Source organism: uncultured Agrobacterium sp., from assembly GCA_913777615.1.
GTDB lineage: Bacteria > Pseudomonadota > Alphaproteobacteria > Rhizobiales > Rhizobiaceae > Agrobacterium.
On sequence record CAJYTK010000013.1, the window covers coordinates 380,307 to 403,029 of the forward strand.

A 22,723-nucleotide genomic window follows, 5' to 3' on the forward strand; every position below is an offset into this window, starting at 1 on the left:
ATTCGTAGATATGGAGGCGTTCTCCCGGTCGATCATGCTGGACGTCAACGGTTGTCACCAAGAAGTATCGATGCCCGACCGCCCTGTGCGGTCAAGTCGACACCGGCTTCGTGATGAAAGCGCCGGATCGCTTCATCAAAGTAGGATGAGATTCGGCGATTGTCAATTTTTGACGCTGCTAGGTGTGCAGCAGCTCATGTCCGCCCGGTTGAATACGTCATGGGGAAAAAGAGGCCCGGTACTCACTACCTAATCCGGAACCTCGCAAATCGGTGTAGCGGTATAATCTTACCGGATCGTTAGCGCGGGATGAAAATGATCTTTTTCGTCCCGAAGTCACGATTGCCTTGCGATGGTTTCTTGGTATGACAGCGTGACACCGCCAGCGTCACTAACTGGCGGACAGTGAGCGACACAGAGGCTGACAAGCGGGCGCACATGACGACAATGGATTACGCAGCGCTCGTTATTTTCCTAGTCCTATGGGTGTCCTACGCCTACGTCACCACCGCGAGATCGCCGTTCCCAAGAACGAGTCTTAATCAGGCGATGGCGGAACGCAGAAGGCAGTGGATCTACAACTCCATGACACGCGATCTCAAGATGATCGATACGCAAATCATGGCCGGTTTGCAGAACGGCACAGCCTTCTTCGCATCGACCTCAATCTTCGCAATAGGCGGATGCTTCGCTCTTTTGGGCGCCACGGACAGGGTCGAATCGGTATTCCGCGACATGCCCTTCGTCTATTACGGCGGTCGGACGGCGTTTGAACTCAAGGTCATAGGCCTTACCTTTCTTTTCGGGTACGCCTTTTTCAAGTTTGGCTGGTCCTATCGGCTGTTCAACTATTGCACGATCCTTTTCGGCGGCATGCCGATGATGCATGAGGCGAATGCCGATCGCAAAGCGGCGGAGCGCGCTGCAGAGAATGTCATACGCATGAATGTCATCGCCGCGAAAAACTTCAATGACGGGCTGCGAACCTTTTTTCTGTCGATCGGCTACCTTGGATGGTTCATCAACGCCTATGTCTTCATCATGATGACCGTGGTCATCATCATCGCACTGCTCAGGCGGCAGTTCTACTCGGAAGCGCGGCTCGCCATCATGGACGATCATGAAACGATGCCATGAAATAGCCTCACTTTAAGGGCGAAGCGCAGCGTCAGCCATATCACCGTTGCGAAGGGATAGAAGAATGCAAGAGGCAACAGCAACGGCTCCGAAATCCGGCCGGATTGGCTTTCTCGACACGTGGCGAGGCATCGCGCTGATTGCCATGGCGAGCTATCATTTCACCTGGGACCTTGCCATGTTCGGCTACATCCCGCCGGAGACGCCGACCGAAGGTCTATGGCGGCTCTATGCGCGGGGGATCGCCAGCTCGTTTTTGTTTCTTGCCGGATTCAGCCTGTTTCTGGCGCATCGCCGAGACATAAACTGGCAAGCCTTCGGTAAGCGTTTTGCAATGGTGGCCGGTGCAGCCGTGCTCATCTCAGTTGCGACTTACATCGCCGTTCCAGACGGTTGGATTTTCTTTGGCATCCTGCACAATATCGCCGTGGCCAGTCTGGTTGGCCTTATCTTCCTGCGCCTGCCCGCAATCGTAACGTTTGCGGTGGCACTTCTCGCGTTCCTGGCACCGCTCCATTTCTCGTCCGATGCCTTCAACACCATCTGGCTGTCCTGGGTCGGATTTTCGACTGCGCCTCCCCGCTCTAACGATTATGTGCCGGTGCTTCCCTTTCTGGCGCCGTTCCTCGCCGGTCTAGGAGCTGCGCAAATCGTCGTGCCGAGAGGGTGGCTGGATCGCTTCCGTAAACCGAGCGGCAGGCGCAATATTCTCGCCTTCTTCGGCCGCCACAGCTTGTCTTTCTATCTTATCCATCAGCCGGTTTTGATCGGCATCGTCTACCTGGCGTCGATCACCTTTCCGCCCCCGCCCGTAGATCAGGTCGAGGCGTACAAGAAGAGTTGCGAATCCAGTTGCATGCAAAGCCAGAACACTCTCGAAATCTGTCAGAGCTTTTGCGGCTGCACATTGGAGAAGCTGCACGCCGAAAACGTCTTCGACGCGATGATGGCCAACAAGGCCGATCTGGACCAGCAGACAAAAATCCAAGACGTCGCCTCTCAATGCTCGGCGCAGGTTCAATGACCTGTCTGAGCGGCGACAATCCTTGCGTTAACGCACAGCCGTAGCTACGCGCAGACAGGCGCCATGTAGCGAAAGCGGTAGAGGCTCTGTTCGGATAGCCACTTGACAACGCCCTTCGCACAGAGCGGCCTCGACAACCAGTAACCCTGGAGTTCGTCGCACCCCATGGCGGTCAGTAGTTCGGCGGCTTCCTGGGTTTCCACGCCTTCCGCAACCACCTCGTAGCCCAGCGAATGACATAGGGTAATCATAGACTGGACAAGGACACGCTCGCGGTTGCCGTTGCTCATGTCGTCGATAAAGCTACGGTCGATCTTGACGGTGTTCACAGGCAGCTTCTGAAGATAGGAAAGGCTGCTGTAGCCGGTGCCGAAATCATCAATCGAAAGACGTATTCCGGCTGCCGATAGAGTACTGAGCAGATCCTGAGACCTCTCGGTTTCGATCATCATTGCCGTTTCTGTGAGTTCGAATTCGATCTGGTCGCTGTCGACACCAGACCGCGCAAGATCAGCGCCGAGCCGATCCCAGAAATCGTCTTCCTGCAGATTGATCGCGGACAGATTGATCGAAAGATTGAGCCTAAGTCCCATCGCATTCCACGCGGCCAGTTGCTTCAACGATGCCTTGACGACCCACATGGTCAGTTCGCGAGCGTATGCTGAAGCCTCGATAACGGGAATGAACTCCGCTGGGGAAATCGGGCCAAGATCGGGATGGCTCCAGCGCAACAGGACTTCCATGCTTTTGCAAATGCCGCTTTCGGCATCCACGCGCGGCTGAAACACCAGTGATAACTGGTTGTCATCGGTCAGCGCGTAGGGGAACTCGCGTTGGATCATGAAATTTCGCTGATGCTGCACGTCGAAGGACGGGGAGAAAAAAGCAATCTTCGAAGGATGCGCTCGAGCATCCTGCACGGCGCTTTGCAGAGATCGTAAGATTTCCTCCGCAGTGCACTCTCCCGCCTCAAAGACCATGGAGCCGATGGAAGGTGTCATCGTGATCTGGAACTCCACCTCGCTGCCCAGTGAAAGCATGGTTTTCTCCAGGAGGATCAGGTGGTCGGACATGCCCGTGCCTGGCGGTGACAGGAACACGAATTGCGTCGGGCCGATGTGGTAAGCGAGCGTTTGGCCGTTCAGATTGTCGTTCAGGATCCGCGCGACCTTCGCGATAAGGCTATCGAGATGAGAAATCCCGACAACGCGGATCATCCGGTCGAATTGTGTGGTTTGAGCAAGATCGAGGAGGCTGATAATCTGCTCAGTACCTGCGCTATGATGAGATAGGTCAGACAGATCGTTCATCAATTGATGACGGTTCGGAAGGCCGCTAGACGGGTCGACGCGTCCTAAGGCATGCTGAAGCTCAATCTGATCCATAACCACTGCGGCAAGATCGGTGAGGACCGCCATTTCCTCTTCGGTCACTTCACGTGGTTCTGTCCCCAAGACACAAAGCGCGCCGAGACCATGACCATCCGGTGTAATCAATGGCACACCGCAATAGAAGCGAACTCCGGACCGTCCCACTGTGCTGTCAGCGTAATAGTCGTGCTTTTGCAAGTCGCGAATGACAAGCGGCAGTTTGGTTTCCGCAACCTCGGCACAGGGTGCCCGGTATCGCGGAATTTCATTATGCTCAACGCCGACCTTGGACTTAAAATATTGACGGTCCGCATCAGTGAGCGAAATGCCGGAAATCGGAAGACCGAAGTAAACGGCCAACAGACGTGTAATACGATCGAAACTCTCGCTTGGAAGTGTATCGAGAAGGCGTAGGTTTCTCAGAGCAGATAGACGGGCAGCTTCGTCAAGCATCATATGTCCCAAAGCATGCCCGACGGGAGCAATGCCAAAGTCGATCAGAAAAGCATTTTTTGTAAGCCGGATATTATCGCGCCAAGAACACGAAAGGCGCCACAGATATGACGGGCTTCATGCCCGGGCTCGAAGAATTCAGGATAATCCTACGTGATAAAGGAACGGTAGGACTTAACGGTTCCATGGGTTCTTCGAGCGTGGTTATTGATTTATTAAAGAAAAATCCAAGCGCAGAAGCGGTTATGGTCGAACTTCGAGAAGATGAATCGTATATAAGACGCCGATTGATTTACGTCCCGACGCCAATTTCCGCGAGGCGCGTCAAGCATGCTTCTTCAACATTGTCCAACTCAACCAAAGTCTCGTCGATGTCACGACGCTTCTGGCGAAGGTCGGCACGCTTTTCGTCGACCTTTTTCATGAGAAGCTCGAGCTGACCGGACTCACCGGGGGGCTCCTTGTAGACCTGGATGATTTCGCGTATTTCCGCGATTGTAAAACCAATACGGCGGCCGCGAAGAATTTCCTGGATGAGCCTGCGATCGGCGGCACGAAACAAACGGGTGCGTCCACGGCGCTCGGGGTGGATCAATCCCTCGTCTTCGTAGAAACGAAGAGTACGGGTTGACACCCCGAATTCGCGAGTTAGTTCCGTGATGCTGTAATACTTATTCAAAGCGCTGTCCCATTCTGGCTGATGGACATTATGTTTGACCTGTACGTAAAAGTCAATTTTCCATCATGATCCGGATATGCCGAACCACCATGTCGCCAGTCCGAGGAACGAAAAAAATCCCACGATATCCGTGACCGCCGTTACGAAAACCGCGGACGAAACTGCCGGGTCGGCGCCGAACCTGTCCAGACAAAGGGGGATGAGGATGCCTGCCAGGGCCGCAGCAAGCATGTTGATCAACATGGCCGCGGCAATAATTCCACCGATATTCATATCGTGGAACCAGAGGCCGGCAATGATGCCGATGGCACAGCCGAAAAGCGCGCCGTTCAGCAAACCGACGCCAGCTTCACGGCGAATGATACGTGCGGCGTTGTGGATATCGAGATTTTTGGTGGCGAGTGCCCGCACCGAAACGGTCATAGTCTGCGATCCGGCATTGCCGCCCATACCCGCCACGATCGGCATCAAGATTGCGAGTGCCACGATCTGCTGAATAGTGGCGTCGAAGAGTTCGATGACCGACGCTGCGAGGAATGCCGTCATCAAATTGATACCAAGCCACGGCACGCGCGAGCGTGACGTACTGGCGATGCTGTCGGACAATTCTTCATCACCGACGCCGCCCAGACGCAGTAAGTCTTCTTCCGCTTCCTCCTGAATGACGTCTACAACGTCATCGATGGTGAGCACGCCGACGAGACGGCCATTGCTATCCACGACAGCCGCAGACAAGAGGTCATACTGCTCGAAAAGCTGGGCGGCTTCTTCCTGGTCCATCTCCGCCGGTATGGGATGGTTCGTCTCGTGCATGATGGTTTCGATCTTCACCTGCCGCTTCGAACGCAGCAGCCGGTCTAGATCCATCACGCCCACTAGCTTAAAGGTCGGATCGATGACGAAGATCTGTGAGAAGGATTCAGGTAGCTCCTCCTCCTCACGCAGATAGTCGATCGTCTGGCCGACCGTCCAGAAGGGCGGAACGGCAACGAACTCGGTCTGCATGCGGCGACCGGCGGAGCTTTCGGGATAGTCCAGCGCTCGCAGAAGCCGTACGCGTTCGGTGAAAGGCAGTTGCGAGAGGATGTCGTCACGATCCTCGCGGTCCAGATCCTCAAGAATATAGACGGCATCGTCCGAATCGAGCTCACCAATACCGGCGGCGATCTGCTCGTTCGGCATCTGCTCTACGATATCGAGACGGATCGCTTCGTCCACCTCGGTCAGCGCCGTCATGTCGAAGTCTGCGCCGAGCAGGCGCACCAGCGCGTGGCGCTGCTCGGGCTGGATCGATTCCAGCAGATCGCCCAGTTCGGATTCGTGCAGGCGGGCTACGTTCTCGCGCAGGAACAGCACGTCACGATCAGTGATCGCGGTGCCCACCATCGCCAGAAAATCCGACCGGATCGATCCATCTTCCGAATAGATGTCGGCCATCACTTCCGGTCGCTTGGCTTCTTCCGTTTTGGGATGATCGGTGTCGGCTTGTGTCAACTTGCGCCCCCTTCTTCCGGTCGATAGCCTGCTTTGCGAACGGGCTGGAGATTGTCGTTTAGAACAACAAAGTCAACAACCCGTTAGGCAAGAAGTGGTTTCATCACCATCCTGTCGCCCTTCTGGCGAGCTACCGACAGCTCCGTGTCGTCAACGCACGAATACGATGTCGCCAATAGAAAAACGCAGCGCGCATCCATACCAGAGATCGAATTGATATATGTTAGGTAATCGCCTATCTAGACAGTTATGCTGCAGTGCAAACTAAGGATCGGGCAAGTCTGCTTTGATACCGATCGAGACAAAGCCTTCAAGGAGTGACCTTTCATGGGCAAGATGGATTTCATCGGCAAGCCCTCATCCGCGGCCGGCGGCTGGGGTGCGCTGAAAAGCGTTGGCAAGCGCTTGCTAGAATCCGGAGCACCTCTCTCCAACGCGAAGGCGCTCCTCAAGACCAATCAACCCGACGGTTTCGATTGCCCTGGCTGCGCCTGGGGTGACCCGGAACATGGCTCATCCTTCGAATTTTGCGAGAATGGCGTCAAGGCCGTTTCCTGGGAAGCCACGGAGGCGCGCGTCTCTCCCGAGTTTTTCGCCAAGCATACCATCTCCTCGCTGAGCCAGTGGTCGGATTACGAGCTGGAAAAACAAGGTCGTTTGACAAGTCCCTTACGTTACGATCACGCTTTCGATCGATACGTGCCAGTGTCCTGGGACGATGCTTTCTGCGAGATCGGCACCATCCTGCGTGGCCTCGACAGTCCGGATCGTGCCGAATTCTATACGTCTGGTCGAGCGTCCAATGAAGCGGCCTTTCTCTATCAGTTGATGGTTCGTCTCTATGGCACCAACAACTTCCCGGACTGCTCCAATATGTGCCACGAGGCCAGCGGCGTTGGTTTGAAAGCCTCGATCGGCGTTGGCAAGGGCACGGTTCTTCTGGAAGATTTCGAAAAGACCGACGCGATCTTCGTCATCGGGCAGAATCCCGGCACCAACCATCCCCGCATGCTGGGCGATCTCAGACGCGCAGCCCTTCGCGGCGCGCGCATCGCCGTCTTCAATCCGATCAGAGAAAAGGGATTGCAGCGTTTCAGTGACCCACAGGACAAGCTGGAAATGATCACTGGGGGCAATACAAAGATTGCCACAAACTATTACCAGCCCCGTCAGGGCGGCGACATGGCGGCCATTCGCGGGATCAGCAAGGTGGTTTTCGCGGCCGACGCGGCTGCGCGTGCGCAAGGCGAGCCGGCGATTATCGACTATGCCTTCATCGCCGACCATGCTGTGGAGTTCGAGGCCTATCGTGCGGCCGTTGAGGCGACGAGCTGGGACGCCATTCTTGACCAGTCAGGTCTGACGCGTGAGGAGATCGAGGAAGCCGCCGCCATCTACATGAATGCCGAATCGGTGATCGCCACCTGGGCCATGGGCGTCACACAGCACAAGCATTCCGTGATCATCGTTCGCGAGATCACCAATCTCATGCTGCTGCGGGGCAATGTAGGGCGTCCCGGTGCCGGTCTCTGCCCGGTCCGCGGTCACTCCAATGTCCAGGGCGATCGCACGGTTGGCATCGATGAAAAGGCCCCTGCTGCACTCCTCGATGCGCTGGAAAAAGAGCTTGGAGTTGCGATGCCACGCAACCAGGGACACAACACGGTCGAGGCGATCAGCGCAATGCTTGATGGACGAGCCGAAGTCTTCATCGCGCTCGGCGGCAACTTCCTGCGTGCCACCCCTGACAGTCCGCGGATCGTCGAAGCCTTCAAAAAACAGAAGCTGACCGTCAATATCGCAACCAAGCTCAACCATTCCCATCTCGTGCCCGGAGAGACGTCCTTCATCCTGCCGTGCCTGGGACGTACGGAAATAGATCGCAACTCCAAGGGCTCACCGCAGATCGTAACCGTAGAGGATTCCATGAGCATGGTTCACGGCTCGGGTGGCATCAATGAGCCAGCCTCGCCGGCACTGCGCTCGGAAATCGCGATCGTTGCTGGAATTGCGGAGGCCACGCTCGGAAATGATCTCGTCAAGTGGAATGAGCTTGCCGATGATTACGACCTCATCCGGAACATGATCGAGCGGGTTATTCCTGGATTCGACGACTTCAACACGCGTGTCAGGGTGCCACGTGGTTTCCAGTTGCCTAACTCTGCCGCTCAAAGAGAGTGGAATACGCCGCAACACAAAGCGGTCTTCTTTGCCGGTCCGCTACCCGAAAGGACGGATCATCAGAAGGCTCTGGCACAAAACGGTATCTTCGTGTTGCAGACGTTGCGCAGTCATGACCAGTACAACACCACAATATATGGGCTGGACGACCGCTACCGCGGCGTCTATGGCGAGCGCCAGGTTCTTTTCATGAACCCGCAGGACATGGATAAAATCGGCGCGCATGCCAAGCAACGAGTGGATATTGTGGGTGAGTATGGTGATGGCATCGAGCGTATTGCCCGGAACTTCCGTCTCGTACCGTACAATATTCCACAGGGAAGCGTGGGCGGGTACTATCCGGAGCTCAACGTGCTCGTGCCGTTGCACAGCTATGGCGAAGGCAGCTTCACGCCGACCTCCAAGTCGGTGCTGGTTTCGGTTCGTTTGCGCCAACAGGACGAGGCGGCTTGATGGAGAGAGACGAGGCCGCCACGCGCTTCATGGCGGTGGTGGACAGGCTGCTGAAGGCTGCCCACGGTGAATTGCAGCCGACAGGCGCAGCCATTCTCGCGGCAATAGACCAAGGCGTTGGAAGTGACAGCCGCAGCCTCGCAAACAGCCTTGGTATCGCCCATGCGCTTGTCCTGCGTGAGATCTCCACGCTTTCGGGTACCATGCTGCATGTTGTCAGGCGGGATGACCGGACACAAAGGACATTCGTGGAGTTGACGGTCCGAGCGCAGACCATCGCGCTTGCCGCATCGACCGCAGTCAATGAACATTCGGTTTCCAATTCCGCCCTCCCGGAGACGCCGTGACCATTCGAAAAATCGCTCGATACCCTGACCCTGCCCTCTCCAAGCCGTGTGAACCGGTAACGGCCTTCGGGCCTGATCTCGCAGCGCTTCAGCAGGATCTTGTCGATACCATGCGCGCAGCCCCTGGCGTGGGGATCACCGCGGCCCACATTGGTGTATTCGAACGGATCTTCGTATTGGAATTACAACCCGGAGCGATCCTGACTTACGTCAATCCGCAGATTACAAGCATGGTGGCAAAGACGATGCGTCATGTCGAGGGAAGCGTTTCCATGCCTGGTTTTACCGAAGAACTGGAACGTCCCCAGCAGGTGACTATTCGGTTTCAGGATATGAACGGTGCTGAGCACGAAGAGACGGCTGAAGGTTTTCACGCCATCTGCATTCAGCATGAGATCGATCAGCTTGACGGCATTTTCTGGATAAGGCGCCTGTCGAAACTCAAGCGCGATCGGCTAATCCGCAAATGGGAGAAGGCACAGCGCTGACTGATGCCCGGCGCAGTCTTCGTCTATGTCAGGCAATATCCAGACGAAATTCTGCCTCACCGCGCAAGGTATTGCTGACGGTGCAAATTCTCTCAGCTTCATGCGCTATTGCCTGCTTGGTCTCCTCGTCGAAATTGCCGGTGATCGCAAGCCGCATGTCAAAACGCAGAATGCGCGCGGGTTCACCGTCGGACTTCTCACCAGTCACCTTTGCCTCGACCGCTTGGAATCTGTCGAGAACACCCATGCGGCTTGCGGCGATGCGCGCACTCAAGACCAGACAGGCGGCAAGAGAGGAATAGAGCAGGTCGAGGGGATTAAAGCCCGGATCGGACGCCGCTGTGACCACCGACAGATTTCCGCCGGTTGGCGTTTCAATCTGCGGATGGCCATTGCGACCTAGAAGCGCGACGGCGCCCACATCCCGCTTCTTCACCCGTAGCTCGCTCACGCCCGCACCCAATCTCCATTTCCCGCAAATTCATTTTGCACAATGGAACCAAATAATAAATTGCGGCTTTTACTCACGCAACGGTGATCGGGCCGTTAAACGAAATGGAAATAGGAGCTGGGACATATGGTTACCTCGACGCTAGTCAGCATTCTGATCACCTTTCTGGTCATCGTACTCGTGCTGTGGCTTATTGCTCGTCTGCCCGTCGGCGGCGGCGCAAAGCAGATCGCTCAGGTCATCGTGATCATCATCGGCATTATCTCGCTGCTGAAATATCTCGCAGTCTTCTGATAACCGCCCTGTCTGACGCAACGCTTCAAGCGTGCGACACGGATCTGGAAAAGCCCGTCGTTCCATAGGCGGGCTTTTGCTTTTTTGGAAGGACGGGACGCTTGCTTTTGAGCGAAGTCGTGACTGCCTAATAAAAAAAGGGCGCGCGAGTGAACCGCACGCCCTTGCCCAATCTAAGGCTTTAGACTTACTTCGGCAGCGTGTCGTCCACGCCTTCGACGTAGAAGTTCAGACCGAGCAGAACGCCGTCCTCAGCCTTCTCGCCAGCCTTCAACCACTCCGTACCATCCTGCTTCTTCACCGGACCGGTGAATGGATGCAGCTCGCCGGACTTGATCTTGGCTTCGGTTTCCTCGGCCATCTTCTTCACGTCATCCGGCATGTTTGTGTAAGGCGCCATCGTCAAGATGCCATCCTTCAGACCGTCCCAGACCGACTCGGACTTCCAGGTCCCATCGAGGAGCGCCTGTGTGCGCTTGATGTAGTAAGCGCCCCATGTATCGACGATCGCCGTCAGCTGGGTTTTAGGACCAGCCTTGATCATGTCGGATGCCTGACCGAAAGCCTTGATGCCGCGTTCTGCAGCAACCTGCATCGGTGCCGTGGTGTCCGTGTGCTGCGTCAGGATATCAACGCCCTGGTCGATCAAAGCCTTCGCCGCATCGGCTTCCTTGCCGGGGTCGAACCAGGTGTTTGCCCAGACGACCTTGACCTTGAAGTCGGGATTGACGGAGCGCGCACCCAGCAGGAAGGCGTCGATGCCCATCACCACTTCAGGAATCGGGAAGGAAGCAATGTAGCCCGCGACGCCCTTCTGCGACATCTTTGCAGCGATCTGACCCTGAATATAACGGCCTTCGTAGAAGCGAGAGTTGTAGGTCGCGAGATTTGCTGCGGTCTTGAAGCCGGTTGCGTGTTCGAACTTCACCTTCGGGAATTTCTGGGCAACCTTGACGGTGGCATCCATGAAACCGAACGACGTGGTGAAGATAACCTCGCAGCCGGAACGAGCCATACGCTCGATTGCGCGCTCTGCATCCGGGCCCTCCGGAACGCTTTCGAGGAACGGCGTTTCGATCTTGTCGCCGAAATGCTTCTGCAGCTCCTGACGGCCGATATCATGCGCCTGCGTCCAGCCACCATCCGTGCGTGTACCGACATAGACGAAGCAGACCTTCTTGGCGTCGGCCGCTTGCGCGGCAGGCACGACGCCGATGATTGCCGCTGCGGACGCGGCCAGTGCGATAATGAGTCTTTTCATTTTTACCCCTGGTTGGTTTGGCATGACATTCGGATTTCTTAGCGATCCGGCACGAACGGTTTACCGAGTGATGCCGGTGTATTGATCAGCGTGGTGCGCCGATTATGGGAGATGACGATGAGCACGACAATAGTTGCTACATAAGGAAGCGCTGAAAGAAGTTGCGACGGTACACCGATACCGAAGGCCTGAGCGTGCAACTGGCCGATCGTGACCGCGCCGAACAGGTAGCCACCGGCCAAGACCCGCCACGGCCGCCACGACGCGAAGACGACAAGCGCCAGCGCAATCCACCCACGTCCGGCGGACATGTTCTCAACCCATTGCGGCGTGTAGACGAGCGAGAGCTGAGCACCAGCAAGACCCGCACAGGCACCACCGAACATTACTGCGAGATAGCGCGTGCGGATGACATTGATGCCGAGCGCATGGGCCGAAGAATGGCTGTCACCAATCGCCCGGATTTTCAGGCCGGTGCGGCTTTTGAACAGAAACCAGCTTATGCCGAAGACGAGCGCAAGCGACAGGTAGAAGATTAAATCCTGCCGGAAGAAAATCGGACCGATGAACGGAATGTCCGAAAGCACCGGAAAAACGATGTTGGGCAACTTGACCCCGGGAACACCAACAAAGCTTTCACCCAGCATGCCGGACACACCGAGCCCAAGTATGGTGAGCGCGAGGCCGGTTGCTACCTGGTTGGTGACAAGGGTCAGCGTCAGGAAGCCGAAGAGTAGCGAGAAAAGCGCTCCGGCGGCGATGCCAGCGAGAATACCGATATAGGGAGAGCCACTCATATGGGCTGCGGCGAAAGCACAGACCGCGCCGATGACAATCATGCCTTCGACGCCGAGGTTGAGAACGCCGGCACGCTCTGTAACGAGCTCGCCAAGCGCTGCGATAACCAGAGGCGTGGCCGCGGTAATAACCGTCAAAAGGATCGCCTGAAACATATCCATCATGCGGCTCCTTCACGGGCAGAGTTGCGCGTCCAGCGAATGCGAACTTGGTAAAGGATCAGTGTATCGCAGGACAGGACAAAGAAGAGCAGTAGCCCCTGGAATACGCGCACTACCTTGTCCGAGATCTGTAGCGACATCTGAACTGCCTCCCCGCCGAGATAGGTCAGCGAAAGAACGAGACCGGAGGCGATGATGCCGAGCGGGTTCAAGCGCCCAAGAAAGGCGACGATGATAGCTGTGAAGCCGTAGCCCGGCGAAATGGAGGGTTGGAGGTGACCGATGGAACCGGAGACTTCCGATATGCCGGCAAGGCCTGCGAGTCCGCCGGAGAGAAGCAGCGAGAACCACACCATGCCGCGCGAGGAGAATCCGGCAAAGCGCCCTGCCCGCGCCGACTGGCCAAGCACGGTGACCTCGAAACCCTTCAACATGTAGCGCATCATAAACCAGAGCGCGACGGCCGCCACCAGCGCAAAGACGACACCCCAATGGGCGCGGCCGGAGTCTAGCAGTTCAGGTAGGACGGCGCTTTCGTTGAAAGGCTTTGTCTGTGGAAAATTGTAACCCTGTGGATCACGCCACGCACCACGCACCAACCAGTCGAGAAAGAGCTGCGCGACATAGACCTGCATCAGGCTGGTCAGAATCTCATTGGTATTGAACCGTGTCTTCAACAATGCCGGAATGCCAGCATAAAGAGCGCCACCTGCGGCTCCCATGATGAGCATCAGCGGCAGAATCATGGGCGACTGCCATTCAGGGTTCAGCACCGGCAGTATGGAGCCCGTGATCGCGCCGATTGTGAACTGCCCCTCGGCACCGATATTCCAGTTGTTGGAGCGGTAACAGATGGCAAGCCCGACGGCGATCAGGATCAAAGGTGCGGCCTTGACTGCCAGCTCATGCAGTGACCAGACTTCCAGCAAAGGCTCGATGAAGAAGCTGTAGAGCGCTCCGACAGGCTCTTTGCCGAGGGCGGCGAAAATGATGGCACCCACGACAAGCGTCAACACCAGTGCCAGCAGCGGAGACAGGATTGCAAAGAGCTTGGAGACCCCTGCGCGTTTTTCAAGTTCAATGCGCATGAACGACCTGCTCCGTATGCCCTGCCTGCCCGGTATTGCCTGCATGGACGCCGCCCATCAACAGACCGATTTTTTCGCGCGTCATGTCTTTTGCCGGATAAGCATTGGATAGATGCCCATCAGAGATGACCGCAATGCTGGAGGCAACCTCGAAAATCTCATCGAGATCCTGGCTGATGACAATAACCGCCGAGCCAGCTTTCGCCATATCGACCAAGGCCTGGCGAATGCGGCTGGCCGCACCTGCATCTACGCCCCATGTCGGCTGGTTGACGACGAGCACCGATGGCTGTCGATCAAGTTCGCGACCGACGATGAATTTCTGCAAGTTACCGCCAGAGAGCGAGCCGGCTAGAGGGTCGTCCCCGCTTTTGCGCACATCCATTTTTTCGGAAATACGCTTGGCGGCGTTTTTGATTACCGAATGACGCACCACACTCAGAACGCCGCCACTCAGGAACGCCTTTCTATCGGAGCGACAGCGCGCCAACAAAAGGTTATCGGACAGGCTCATATTGGGAACGGCAGCATGGCCGTGACGCTCTTCGGGAACGAAGCCAGCGCCAAGAAGACGGCGTCCATTGATGCCCATGCGACCGACCGGTTTGCCACGCAAAAAAATCGTATCGTCTTTAGCGACAGGATATTCGCCGGACAGGGCATCGAACAATTCGCCCTGCCCGTTGCCTGCGATCCCGGCAATTGCCAGGACCTCGCCCGCGCGGACCTTCATGGCGATGTTTTTCAGGGAGACGGCAAAGGGCGTACGGGCATGAACGGACAGACCAATGACCTCAACCGCGACGTCACCGATGGTGCATTCATCGTCCCGCTGTATGCCGGCGACATCGGAGCCCACCATCATCCGCGCCAGGGAGGCCGGAGTTTCCTGACGCGGGTCGCAAGCGCCTGTCACCTTGCCATGACGCAGAACCGTTGCGCGGTCGCAAATGCGCTGCACCTCTTCCAGACGATGGCTGATGTACAGCACCGAGCGTCCTTCGGCTTTCAGCTTCTCCAGCGTCTCAAACAGGCGGTCTGCCTCCTGCGGTGTCAACACCGAGGTCGGCTCATCAAGAATGATGAGACGTGGGTTCTGCAACAAAGCGCGGACGATCTCGATACGCTGGCGCTCACCCACGGAAAGATCGGCCACATGCGCGTAAGGATCGAGTGGCAGACCATAGGCCTTGGAGAGCGTTTCAGCTTCCCGGGCAATTTCCTTCAGCGAAATCTTAGGGTCGAGCGACAGCGCGATATTTTCGGCAACGGTCAGGGCTTCAAACAACGAGAAGTGCTGGAACACCATGCCGATGCCAAGCTTGCGTGCGTCACCCGGCGATCCGATTCTAACGGGATTTCCATTCCAGACAATGTCGCCACTCGTCGGCTCCAGTACACCAAAGAGCATCTTGACCAGCGTGGATTTTCCGGCGCCATTTTCGCCGAGAAGAGCGTGTATTTCACCCGGCGCAATGTCTAGATCGATCGCATTGCATGCGGCGAATGTTCCAAACAGCTTGGTCAGCTGGCGCACGGACAAAAGGGGCATAGCCCCGGACGTCACCGATACCGTCACCTGTTCCCCTTTTCACCGGCCGCCGCACTTCTTCGAGCGCTTAACGACGAGATCGACACCTTTGCACTAAAATTGGGCACTGCCCCTTATTGGTACTAAATACCTTTTTTGGATCGCTATACAACTGAAAAAGACAGTCCGGTCCATGCTTTTAAACGACTGATTTTATCAGCGCGTCTTTGCGCCGAGCGAGGGTAGAAATTGCATGATCCCACCAATGCAGTAGAGGTAGATACCCGTCACCACAACGCCGGCAATGAGCCAATCCGGCGACTGGAAATGCAGGAGCAGCGAGTATCCGCTCAGCACGCACCAGAGCAGGAACACTGCCATGTTGAGCCATCGAAGGCGCTTCACCCTGACCGGATGAAGGAAGTTGATCGGCAGGAAGGTGAGGACGACCGAAATGGTTACGATGATCATTGCGGTGGTGGCGCTGGCATCGATGACGAAGAGCGTGAACACCACCATGTTCCAAACCACTGGGAAGCCGGAGAAAAAGTACTCATCGGTCTTCATACCCATGTCGGCATAATAGATCGCGCTGGAAACCACGATCATGCCAGCAGCGACGAAGGACCAGGGCTCGCCGATCATGCCGCTCTGATAAAGAGCAAAGGCAGGAAGCAGCACGTAGGTAACGTAATCGATGATGTTATCCAGCGTGTCGCCGGACCAGTTGGGCAAAACTTCCTTGACCTGCACCTTTCGGGCAATCGGACCATCGATCCCATCCACGAGAAGTGCCAGACCAAGCCACCAGAACATGTCCACAAAGCGATGTTCGGCGGCAGCAACGACGCCCAGAAAAGCAAGGAACGAACCCGAGGCTGTCAAAATGTGAACGGAGAAGGCCCGAATTTCGGCATAAGGCACGCGTCTGTAGTTGAAAATCTTCATGACAGCGCAATGGCCCCGCTCTTATTCGTTCTTCCATCCGATATGCGACCATTCACCGCTCTTTGCAACCGTGCGAGAATGCTTATCCTCGAACTTAACGAGCGTGTTGCCGCATCGCCATGCCGAACTGACGGCAGATGGCTTCTGGATTTGGCGAAACAAAGACACTATGTTTTGAGCCTCGACTGCAGGAGTGGAATAGGACGATGAAGAACTTCGAGGTTGCCGTTGTCGGTGCTGGACTTGCAGGACAAATCGCCGCTCTTGCCATTGCGCGCGCTGGCCGAAACGTTGCGCTTGTAGCGCCGCAATCCGACCGGACCGATCGTCGCACGACGGCCCTCATGGATCAGTCCATCCGCTTTCTCGACCGGCTCGGTGTTTGGACAAAAATCGAACCGTCCGCTGCACGACTCGCGACGATGCAGATCATCGATGGGACAGATCGATTGCTGCGCGCGCCCACTGTGGCATTCCGTTCGTCCGAAATCGGACTGGCAGCCTTTGGCTGGAACATGCCGAATGCCGCACTGCTTAGCGTGCTTTCAGATGCAGTCGCGCAGGAGAACAACATCACGCTTATCGATGCCTCTGTCGATACGGTGGAGGTCGGCCCTCACGACGTCTCACTGATGCTGTCCAATGGCGCTGCAATCTCGAGCAGCTTTGTTATCGGCGCAGACGGTAGAAACTCCAAGGTTCGCGAAGCGGCAGGAATTGGCGTGCGAAGCTGGTCCTACCCGCAGACCGCTGTGGTACTCAATTTCTCGCACACCAGGCCGCACGGCAATATCTCAACCGAGTTCCACACCTCCACCGGTCCATTCACCCAGGTTCCGCTGCCAGGCGATCGGTCCAGCCTTGTCTGGGTCGTCAAACCAGAGCAGGCAGCGGAGCTCGCAGCACTGCCGTTGGAGGCGTTAAGCGCGCGGGTTGAAGAGCGCATGCAATCGATGCTGGGTACGGTCTCGGTTGAAGAAGGCACGCAAACATGGCCGCTTTCCAGCATGACCGCCCGCTCTTTCGGCAAGGGACGCGTCGCGCTCGTCGGTGAGGCTGGTCACGGCTTCCCGCCAATTGGCGCACAGGGCCTTAATCTAAGCCTTCGCGACATCATCGTCTTGACCGACATGCTGGGCACATTGACGGGTGGTGTGATACCGGCGGATGCGGGCACCACATTCGATCGCCGCCGCCGTGCGGACGTGTTCAGCCGCACACTCAGTGTCGATCTCCTCAACCGGTCGCTTCTCTCCGGCATGTTACCCATGCAGATGGCCCGTGCGGCAGGCCTGTATGTTCTCGGGAATGTCGGGCCACTGCGTGGTCTGGTGATGCGTGAGGGCATCGAACCTGGCCGTGGCATCAAGGCGTTGCCCTCGCTGATCGTCGGTAGCCTTAGACGCTCGTTGCGCGAATAAAATACAGCACGAGCGTAACCGTGAACACTGAAAGCACTGTGGAGATGAGGATCGTCGCAGATGCCCGCTCCTGCCAGACCTGGTAGTGCTGGCCGATGACGAAGACATTTGTTGCAGTCGGCAGGGCCGCCAGAAGAATCGCTGTCGATACCCATACTGGATCGAAGTTTCCGAAGGATGACATCAGGACATAAGCCAGCAGCGGATGAACCATCAGCTTTGCCGGGACAACGTAGCTGATCTCCATCGGCACCCGCTTCAAGGGTCGCAGGGCCAGCGTCACACCCATGGCAAACAGCGCACAGGGTGCCGCCGACTGCGCCAGATAATCCACCAGTTGCTGCACGGGCTGAGGCGGCTGCCAAGCAAAAACGGCAGCCAGGAACCCGACGATGACGGACAGGATGAAGGGGTGCGTCAACACTTTTCGGGCCACATCGCCAGCGAGTTTCAAGCCTGATCGCCTGTCACCGCCAGCGATCGCCATAAGTGCTGGTGCCGCAATGAAATGTGCTGCATTTTCCAGACAGACGATCAGAGCGACGGGAACAGTCGCGCGCTCACCGAGCGCCAGGAGCGCCAGCCCTGGGCCCATATAGCCGATATTGCCATAGGCCCCTGCAAAGCTCTGGATGGTGCAGTCGGCAAAACTGTTGCGGCGTACAAAGTAGCCGATGAGAAAAAGGCCAAGGAATATTGTGTAGGTCGAAGCCAAGCTCAGCGCAACGAAATCCATCCGCGCAAGTTGATCGACCGGAGTTCTGGCCACCAGCTTGAAAAAGAGCGCGGGCAGTGCCGCATAAATGATGAATGTGTTCAGCCAGCCGAGTGCTTCGGCAGGCTGTCGCGTTATGCGTGCCGCCACGTAGCCGATGAGAATCAGCCCGAAAAACGGAAACAACAATCCGGCGATTTCAGCCATGGCCCCCTCGCCGCGATTTTTGTGTTGGTTGAACCTAGCCGATTTTCATCAGTATTGGGAAGCTCTCCTGAAACCAGATCGCGACACTGGTAATGAAACCTGACATGAAGGCGATGCCAGTGAGCACAAGCAGCACGCCCATGATTCTTTCGACCAGGCCGAGATGGCGGCGGAAGCGGGCAAGAAAACGCATGAAACTGCCCGAAAAAGCAGCCGCGATCCAGAACGGTATCGCAAGACCTGCCGAATAAATCGCAAGCAGCATAGCACCCTCGCCCACGGTCTTTTTTGAAGCGGCGACCCCCAGAATGGCTCCGAGCACGGGGCCGATGCAGGGTGTCCACCCAAAGGCAAAGGCAAGTCCCATGAGATAGGCGCCGGAAAGCGTGGCAGGCTTACCACCGCTGTGGAAACGCGCTTCACGTGAGAACACGCCGATGCGGAAAACGCCGAGGAAATTCAGACCCATCAGGATGATAATGAGACCGCCTATCTTGGCAAGGATATCGAGATTTTGACGTAGCACCATCCCGATCGTGGAGGCGCCGGCGCCAAGTGCTACAAAAACAGTTGCGAACCCCAGCGTGAAGAACAGCGCCGCTAGCAGCACTGCTTTGCGGACCTGCGGCTTCGCCTCAAAGCGCTCGTCCTTGAACTGCTCCACCGAGATACCCGCCATGTAGCAAAGGTACGGCGGAACCAAAGGCAGTACACAAGGAGACAGAAACGAAAGGGCTCCAGCAAAAAGCGCGGTGAGAAGGGATATATCGGCAATGGACAATGCGGCACTCCAGACGGTTCACGACGCCTTGTAGCGCCACCAAACCTTTGCCACCAATCACCTTTTTGCGGTTGCGTCAAAAAAACGCGGAAAGATGAGATAATCCCGTTTTTATGGGTTGACCGCAAACGTGCCTCTACATATGTTCCGCCCACTTCCAAAGGGCGGTTCGCCCCACAAGGGAGAGCGTAGCTCAGCCGGTAGAGCAACTGACTTTTAATCAGTAGGTCCAGGGTTCGAATCCCTGCGCTCTCACCACCACAATCAAGCATTTACCGGCGTACACTCCAGTTAGCATTCTAAGCACTGCTATGGTTGCGGTTGCAATTCGGAGCGTACTGTCGGGATGGACATATGGTGCGTCTGCACGTTCATTACCGAGTAAGTCAGATATCTTACTTCCAGCGAGATACACCTATTGCGTGTTTATGACGGTATTTTTACAATCCATGTTTTTGGGCTGTACATCGAATTCTGTCTACGTGTTGGGGATTCGCGATCAAAGTCCGACTTCCCTCCGAGCGCTTCTTCTTTCCCCGTGTCTGCCGCATGGCAGACTGCCCAACACCTGCCGAAAATAGTTTTGCGGCTGCGGCGAAGGAAAAATCCGCTATGCCAGCCCTGTGCCGATTGATGTCGCCTCGCACACGAGGCAGCTTCGACAAAAAAGCCCAGTTGCTTTCGCAACAGGGCCATCTTGTCTTTTGAAATTGCATTCCGCCAATAGACATCGCTAAAGCGCGCGATGATCTGCGGAAATGGCCGCATGCGGGACGATCAGGTGCGTTCGATGCGAATGACCTGCGGCTCGCTGACAAGATATTTCTCGCTCTTGATCGCTTTCACAGCCTTGCGGATCGCGTCTTCCATCGTCGCATGCGTCACGAGGATGATCGTCTGTGCTTTTTCTTCCGTTGGCACTTGCGAGCGTTGAACAATCGATTCCAGCGAGATGTTGTTCTCGGCCATACGCGTGGCGATAGAAGCGAAGACGCCCGCCTTATCCTTCACCGTCAAGCGAATGAAGTAGCCGCCCTCGTGGCTCTTCATCTTGGCGCGACGATAATCCGTCAGTGACTTGGCCGGACGGCCAAGCACCGGCACCTGCTGGGCGCCGGGTCGGCTCTTGGCGATATCCGCGACATCGCCGAGCACGGCGGATGCAGTGGCGTTGCCGCCGGCGCCTGGGCCGACCATAAGCAATTCACCGAGAATATCCGATTCCACCGCCACAGCATTGGTCACGCCATCGACCTGCGCGATGACGGAATCGAGTGGAACCATGGTCGGATGGACGCGCTGTTCGATGCCGGACTCGGTCAGTTGTGCGACGCCGAGAAGCTTGATGCGATAACCGAGATCGGCAGCAGCCTGAATATCCTCAATCGAGATATTGGTGATGCCTTCGAGATAGATATCGTCGGCTGCAATCTTGGAGCCGAAAGCAAGCGTCGTCAAAATCGCAAGCTTATGAGCGGTGTCGTTGCCCTCGATATCGAAAGCAGGATCGGCCTCCGCATAGCCTAGACGCTGTGCTTCCTTGAGGCAGGCCTCGAAGGACAGGCCCTCCTTCTCCATCTTCGTCAAGATGTAATTGCACGTGCCGTTCATGATGCCGTAGATGCGCGACACGTGGTTGCCGGTCAGCGATTCACGCAGCGCCTTGATGATCGGAATGCCCCCAGCAACAGCTGCTTCGAAGTTGAGCAAAGCGCCCTTTTCTTCTGCAAGCTTTGCCAGCTCCACACCGTGCTTTGCCAGCAGAGCCTTATTGGCTGTCACCACGTGGAGGCCACGAGACAGAGCTGCACGTACGGCATCTTCCGCAGCACCGGACGCGCCGCCAACGAGTTCGACGAAAACGTCGATATCAGCCTTCTCTGCTAGTTCTTCCGGCGTGTCGAACCAGGTAATACCCGACAGATCAATACCGCGATCGCGCGAACGGTCACGCGCGGAAACGGCAATAATCTCAATTGCGCGTCCGCAGGTAATCGCAAGTTCGTTGCTTCTCTGCTGGAGGATGCGCACGAGCGAAGAGCCGACAGTGCCGAGTCCCGCTATGCCGATTCTCAATGAATCTGCCATGGGTATTTTCCTGATTTGCTTTAATGAAAGAGGAGGCCGGAACCGGCCACCTTGGCGGGTTGCCCTTATCTATGGGCGTTAAGCGAGACGACGTTGTGCAACGTATCGTCCGCGGTCGACAGGAAACGCTTCAAATTGCGCGCGGCCTGACGAATTCTGTGCTCGTTCTCCACAAGCGCAAGGCGAACGTAGTCGTCACCCATTTCACCAAAGCCAACACCCGGAGCAACGGCAATGTCAGCCTTCTCGATCAAGAGCTTGGAAAACTCAAGCGAGCCGAGGTCGCGGAATTTTTCCGGAATTTTTGCCCAGGCGAACATCGTGGCAGCCGGAGGCGGAACCTCGAAGCCCGCCTTGCCGAATGTATCAACCATCACGTCGCGACGGCGGCGATAGACGTTACGCACTTCCGCGATATCGGAGCCATCCCCGTTCAGCGCGTGCGTGGCCGCCACCTGGATTGGCGTGAATGCGCCGTAATCAAGATACGACTTTACACGTGTCAGTGCAGCGATCAGCCGTTCGTTGCCGACGGCAAAGCCCATGCGCCAGCCAGGCATGGAAAAAGTCTTCGACATGGAGGTAAACTCCACCGAAACATCCATAGCGCCTGGAACTTCCAGGACCGATGGTGGCGGGTTCTTCTCGTCGAAATAGATTTCCGAATAGGCCAGGTCGGACAACACGATCAGATCATGCTTCTTTGCAAAAGCGATGACGTCCTTATAGAAATCGAGAGAGGCCACATGTGCCGTCGGGTTGGACGGGTAGTTGATGATGAGTGCCAGCGGCTTCGGGATCGAATGGCGCACAGCGCGCTCAAGTGGTCCGAAAAAAGTTTCATCCGGCTCGACGTTCATCGAACGAATGACGCCACCCGCCATCAGGAAGCCGAAAGCGTGGATTGGATAGGTCGGGTTCGGACACAGGATCACGTCGCCTGGCGCGGTGATGGCCTGTGCCATGTTGGCAAAGCCTTCCTTTGAACCGAGCGTTGCGACGACTTGCGTATCCGGGTTCAGCTTCACACCGAAGCGGCGAGCATAATAAGCGGCCTGGGCGCGGCGAAGGCCCGGAATACCCTTGGAGGACGAGTAACGATGGGTGCGTGGATCCTGGACGACTTCACAGAGCTTGTCGACGATCGCCTTCGGCGTCGGCAGATCCGGGTTGCCCATGCCAAGGTCGATAATATCCGCGCCACCCGCTCGCGCGCTCGCTTTCAAACGGTTGACCTGTTCGAAAACGTATTGCGGCAGACGCTTGACCTTGTGAAACTCTTCCATCTCTTTCCTCATGGAAATGGACCGGATTGTCCGGTCCACACTAGCGTTCGTTTTTTGGTTTGAAACA

20 protein-coding genes and 1 tRNA gene are annotated in these 22,723 nt (G+C 56.5%); 8 read left to right on the top strand and 13 right to left on the bottom strand.

Translation table 11 applies throughout. The features are described 5' to 3' along the window. Positions 1 to 438 precede the first annotated feature (438 nt). Both QZ862_RS13400 and QZ862_RS13405 read left to right on the top strand, forming a co-directional pair. Positions 439 to 1,137, top strand: coding sequence for a DUF599 domain-containing protein (locus QZ862_RS13400; RefSeq protein WP_296018352.1), 699 nt, complete (start codon positions 439 to 441; stop codon positions 1,135 to 1,137). A gap of 64 nt (positions 1,138 to 1,201) precedes the next feature. Further along, positions 1,202 to 2,161, top strand: coding sequence for a DUF1624 domain-containing protein (locus QZ862_RS13405; protein WP_296100505.1), 960 nt, complete (start codon positions 1,202 to 1,204; stop codon positions 2,159 to 2,161). A 44-nt stretch (positions 2,162 to 2,205) separates the two neighbouring features. Here the strand turns inward: QZ862_RS13405 and QZ862_RS13410 are convergent, their stop codons facing one another. From QZ862_RS13410 to mgtE, 3 genes are all read right to left on the bottom strand, one after another. Beyond that, a complete protein-coding gene (locus QZ862_RS13410; protein WP_296100507.1) occupies positions 2,206 to 3,984 on the bottom strand; it encodes a sensor domain-containing phosphodiesterase in 1,779 nt (592 codons plus the stop codon). Positions 3,985 to 4,276: 292 nt separating this feature from the next. Then, the gene (locus QZ862_RS13415; protein WP_296018356.1) at positions 4,277 to 4,663 is read right to left on the bottom strand and encodes a MerR family DNA-binding transcriptional regulator; all 387 of its coding nucleotides are present in this window, start codon (positions 4,661 to 4,663) and stop codon (positions 4,277 to 4,279) included. Positions 4,664 to 4,726: 63 nt separating this feature from the next. Further along, a complete protein-coding gene (mgtE, locus tag QZ862_RS13420) occupies positions 4,727 to 6,100 on the bottom strand; it encodes a magnesium transporter (protein ID WP_296100577.1) in 1,374 nt (457 codons plus the stop codon). Positions 6,101 to 6,484: 384 nt separating this feature from the next. Here mgtE and QZ862_RS13425 point away from each other — a divergent pair, with 384 nt between their 5' ends. From QZ862_RS13425 to QZ862_RS13435, 3 genes are read left to right on the top strand one after another with little or no spacing between them, the layout of a single operon-like run. Further along, positions 6,485 to 8,791, top strand: a complete 2,307-nt coding sequence (locus QZ862_RS13425; protein WP_296100509.1) for an FdhF/YdeP family oxidoreductase — start codon at positions 6,485 to 6,487, stop codon at positions 8,789 to 8,791. Next, positions 8,788 to 9,138, top strand: coding sequence for a hypothetical protein (locus tag QZ862_RS13430; protein WP_296100510.1), 351 nt, complete (start codon positions 8,788 to 8,790; stop codon positions 9,136 to 9,138). The genes QZ862_RS13425 and QZ862_RS13430 overlap by 4 nt, the downstream gene beginning before the upstream one ends. Next, positions 9,135 to 9,626: a peptide deformylase gene (locus tag QZ862_RS13435; RefSeq protein WP_296100511.1), complete on the top strand. Its 492-nt coding sequence runs from the start codon at positions 9,135 to 9,137 to the stop codon at positions 9,624 to 9,626. Before QZ862_RS13430 ends, QZ862_RS13435 begins: the two co-directional genes overlap by 4 nt. A 28-nt stretch (positions 9,627 to 9,654) precedes the next feature. On the opposite strand, the gene QZ862_RS13440 is transcribed toward QZ862_RS13435, so the two are convergent. After that, a complete protein-coding gene (locus QZ862_RS13440) occupies positions 9,655 to 10,077 on the bottom strand; it encodes an OsmC family protein (protein ID WP_296036687.1) in 423 nt (140 codons plus the stop codon). 126 nt (positions 10,078 to 10,203) lie between these two features. On the opposite strand from QZ862_RS13440, the gene QZ862_RS13445 reads away from it, so the two are divergent. After that, the gene (locus QZ862_RS13445) at positions 10,204 to 10,371 is read left to right on the top strand and encodes a Thivi_2564 family membrane protein (RefSeq protein ID WP_003502827.1); all 168 of its coding nucleotides are present in this window, start codon (positions 10,204 to 10,206) and stop codon (positions 10,369 to 10,371) included. A gap of 187 nt (positions 10,372 to 10,558) precedes the next feature. Here QZ862_RS13445 and QZ862_RS13450 read toward each other — a convergent pair whose 3' ends face one another. From QZ862_RS13450 to pcsA, 5 genes are all read right to left on the bottom strand, one after another. Further along, complete coding sequence (locus QZ862_RS13450; protein WP_296100512.1) at positions 10,559 to 11,632, bottom strand: BMP family ABC transporter substrate-binding protein; 1,074 nt, start codon at positions 11,630 to 11,632, stop codon at positions 10,559 to 10,561. Positions 11,633 to 11,670: 38 nt separating this feature from the next. Then, on the bottom strand, positions 11,671 to 12,591 hold the full coding sequence (locus tag QZ862_RS13455; RefSeq protein ID WP_296100513.1) for an ABC transporter permease: 921 nt from the start codon (positions 12,589 to 12,591) through the stop codon (positions 11,671 to 11,673). Continuing rightward, a complete protein-coding gene (locus tag QZ862_RS13460) occupies positions 12,591 to 13,679 on the bottom strand; it encodes an ABC transporter permease (protein WP_296100514.1) in 1,089 nt (362 codons plus the stop codon). The genes QZ862_RS13455 and QZ862_RS13460 overlap by 1 nt, the downstream gene beginning before the upstream one ends. Next, complete coding sequence (locus QZ862_RS13465; protein ID WP_296100578.1) at positions 13,669 to 15,246, bottom strand: ABC transporter ATP-binding protein; 1,578 nt, start codon at positions 15,244 to 15,246, stop codon at positions 13,669 to 13,671. Before QZ862_RS13465 ends, QZ862_RS13460 begins: the two co-directional genes overlap by 11 nt. Positions 15,247 to 15,426: 180 nt before the next feature. Beyond that, on the bottom strand, positions 15,427 to 16,158 hold the full coding sequence (gene pcsA / locus QZ862_RS13470) for a phosphatidylcholine synthase (protein ID WP_296036695.1): 732 nt from the start codon (positions 16,156 to 16,158) through the stop codon (positions 15,427 to 15,429). 206 nt (positions 16,159 to 16,364) lie between these two features. Here pcsA and QZ862_RS13475 point away from each other — a divergent pair, with 206 nt between their 5' ends. After that, a complete protein-coding gene (locus QZ862_RS13475; protein WP_296100515.1) occupies positions 16,365 to 17,579 on the top strand; it encodes a UbiH/UbiF family hydroxylase in 1,215 nt (404 codons plus the stop codon). Here the strand turns inward: QZ862_RS13475 and QZ862_RS13480 are convergent. Then, entirely contained in the window at positions 17,557 to 18,501 is a 945-nt protein-coding gene (locus QZ862_RS13480; RefSeq protein WP_296100516.1) for an AEC family transporter, read from the bottom strand. The genes QZ862_RS13475 and QZ862_RS13480 overlap by 23 nt on opposite strands. Positions 18,502 to 18,535: 34 nt before the next feature. Continuing rightward, a complete protein-coding gene (locus QZ862_RS13485; protein ID WP_296100517.1) occupies positions 18,536 to 19,282 on the bottom strand; it encodes a cytochrome c biogenesis CcdA family protein in 747 nt (248 codons plus the stop codon). A 182-nt stretch (positions 19,283 to 19,464) separates the two neighbouring features. Between QZ862_RS13485 and QZ862_RS13490 the strand changes: the two genes are divergently transcribed. Beyond that, positions 19,465 to 19,540 (top strand) — tRNA-Lys (locus tag QZ862_RS13490). Between the two features lie 519 nt (positions 19,541 to 20,059). Here the strand turns inward: QZ862_RS13490 and QZ862_RS13495 are convergent. Together QZ862_RS13495 and QZ862_RS13500 are read right to left on the bottom strand one after the other, a co-directional pair. Next, entirely contained in the window at positions 20,060 to 21,370 is a 1,311-nt protein-coding gene (locus QZ862_RS13495; protein WP_296018379.1) for a homoserine dehydrogenase, read from the bottom strand. 65 nt (positions 21,371 to 21,435) lie between these two features. Beyond that, positions 21,436 to 22,656, bottom strand: a complete 1,221-nt coding sequence (locus QZ862_RS13500) for an LL-diaminopimelate aminotransferase (protein WP_296100518.1) — start codon at positions 22,654 to 22,656, stop codon at positions 21,436 to 21,438. Positions 22,657 to 22,723 lie beyond the last annotated feature (67 nt).

Bases quoted from the DNA above. Each gene is read 5' to 3' on its own strand.
- QZ862_RS13400 (WP_296018352.1), top strand. From the start codon at position 439: ATGACGACAATGGATTACGCAGCGCTCGTTATTTTCCTAGTCCTATGG.
- QZ862_RS13405 (WP_296100505.1), top strand. From the start codon at position 1,202: ATGCAAGAGGCAACAGCAACGGCTCCGAAATCCGGCCGGATTGGCTTT.
- QZ862_RS13410 (WP_296100507.1), bottom strand. From the start codon at position 3,984: ATGCTTGACGAAGCTGCCCGTCTATCTGCTCTGAGAAACCTACGCCTT.
- mgtE (WP_296100577.1), bottom strand. From the start codon at position 6,100: ATGGCCGACATCTATTCGGAAGATGGATCGATCCGGTCGGATTTTCTG.
- QZ862_RS13425 (WP_296100509.1), top strand. From the start codon at position 6,485: ATGGGCAAGATGGATTTCATCGGCAAGCCCTCATCCGCGGCCGGCGGC.
- QZ862_RS13445 (WP_003502827.1), top strand. From the start codon at position 10,204: ATGGTTACCTCGACGCTAGTCAGCATTCTGATCACCTTTCTGGTCATC.
- QZ862_RS13450 (WP_296100512.1), bottom strand. From the start codon at position 11,632: ATGAAAAGACTCATTATCGCACTGGCCGCGTCCGCAGCGGCAATCATC.
- QZ862_RS13455 (WP_296100513.1), bottom strand. From the start codon at position 12,591: ATGGATATGTTTCAGGCGATCCTTTTGACGGTTATTACCGCGGCCACG.
- QZ862_RS13460 (WP_296100514.1), bottom strand. From the start codon at position 13,679: ATGCGCATTGAACTTGAAAAACGCGCAGGGGTCTCCAAGCTCTTTGCA.
- pcsA (WP_296036695.1), bottom strand. From the start codon at position 16,158: ATGAAGATTTTCAACTACAGACGCGTGCCTTATGCCGAAATTCGGGCC.
- QZ862_RS13475 (WP_296100515.1), top strand. From the start codon at position 16,365: ATGAAGAACTTCGAGGTTGCCGTTGTCGGTGCTGGACTTGCAGGACAA.
- QZ862_RS13480 (WP_296100516.1), bottom strand. From the start codon at position 18,501: ATGGCTGAAATCGCCGGATTGTTGTTTCCGTTTTTCGGGCTGATTCTC.
- QZ862_RS13495 (WP_296018379.1), bottom strand. From the start codon at position 21,370: ATGGCAGATTCATTGAGAATCGGCATAGCGGGACTCGGCACTGTCGGC.
- QZ862_RS13500 (WP_296100518.1), bottom strand. From the start codon at position 22,656: ATGGAAGAGTTTCACAAGGTCAAGCGTCTGCCGCAATACGTTTTCGAA.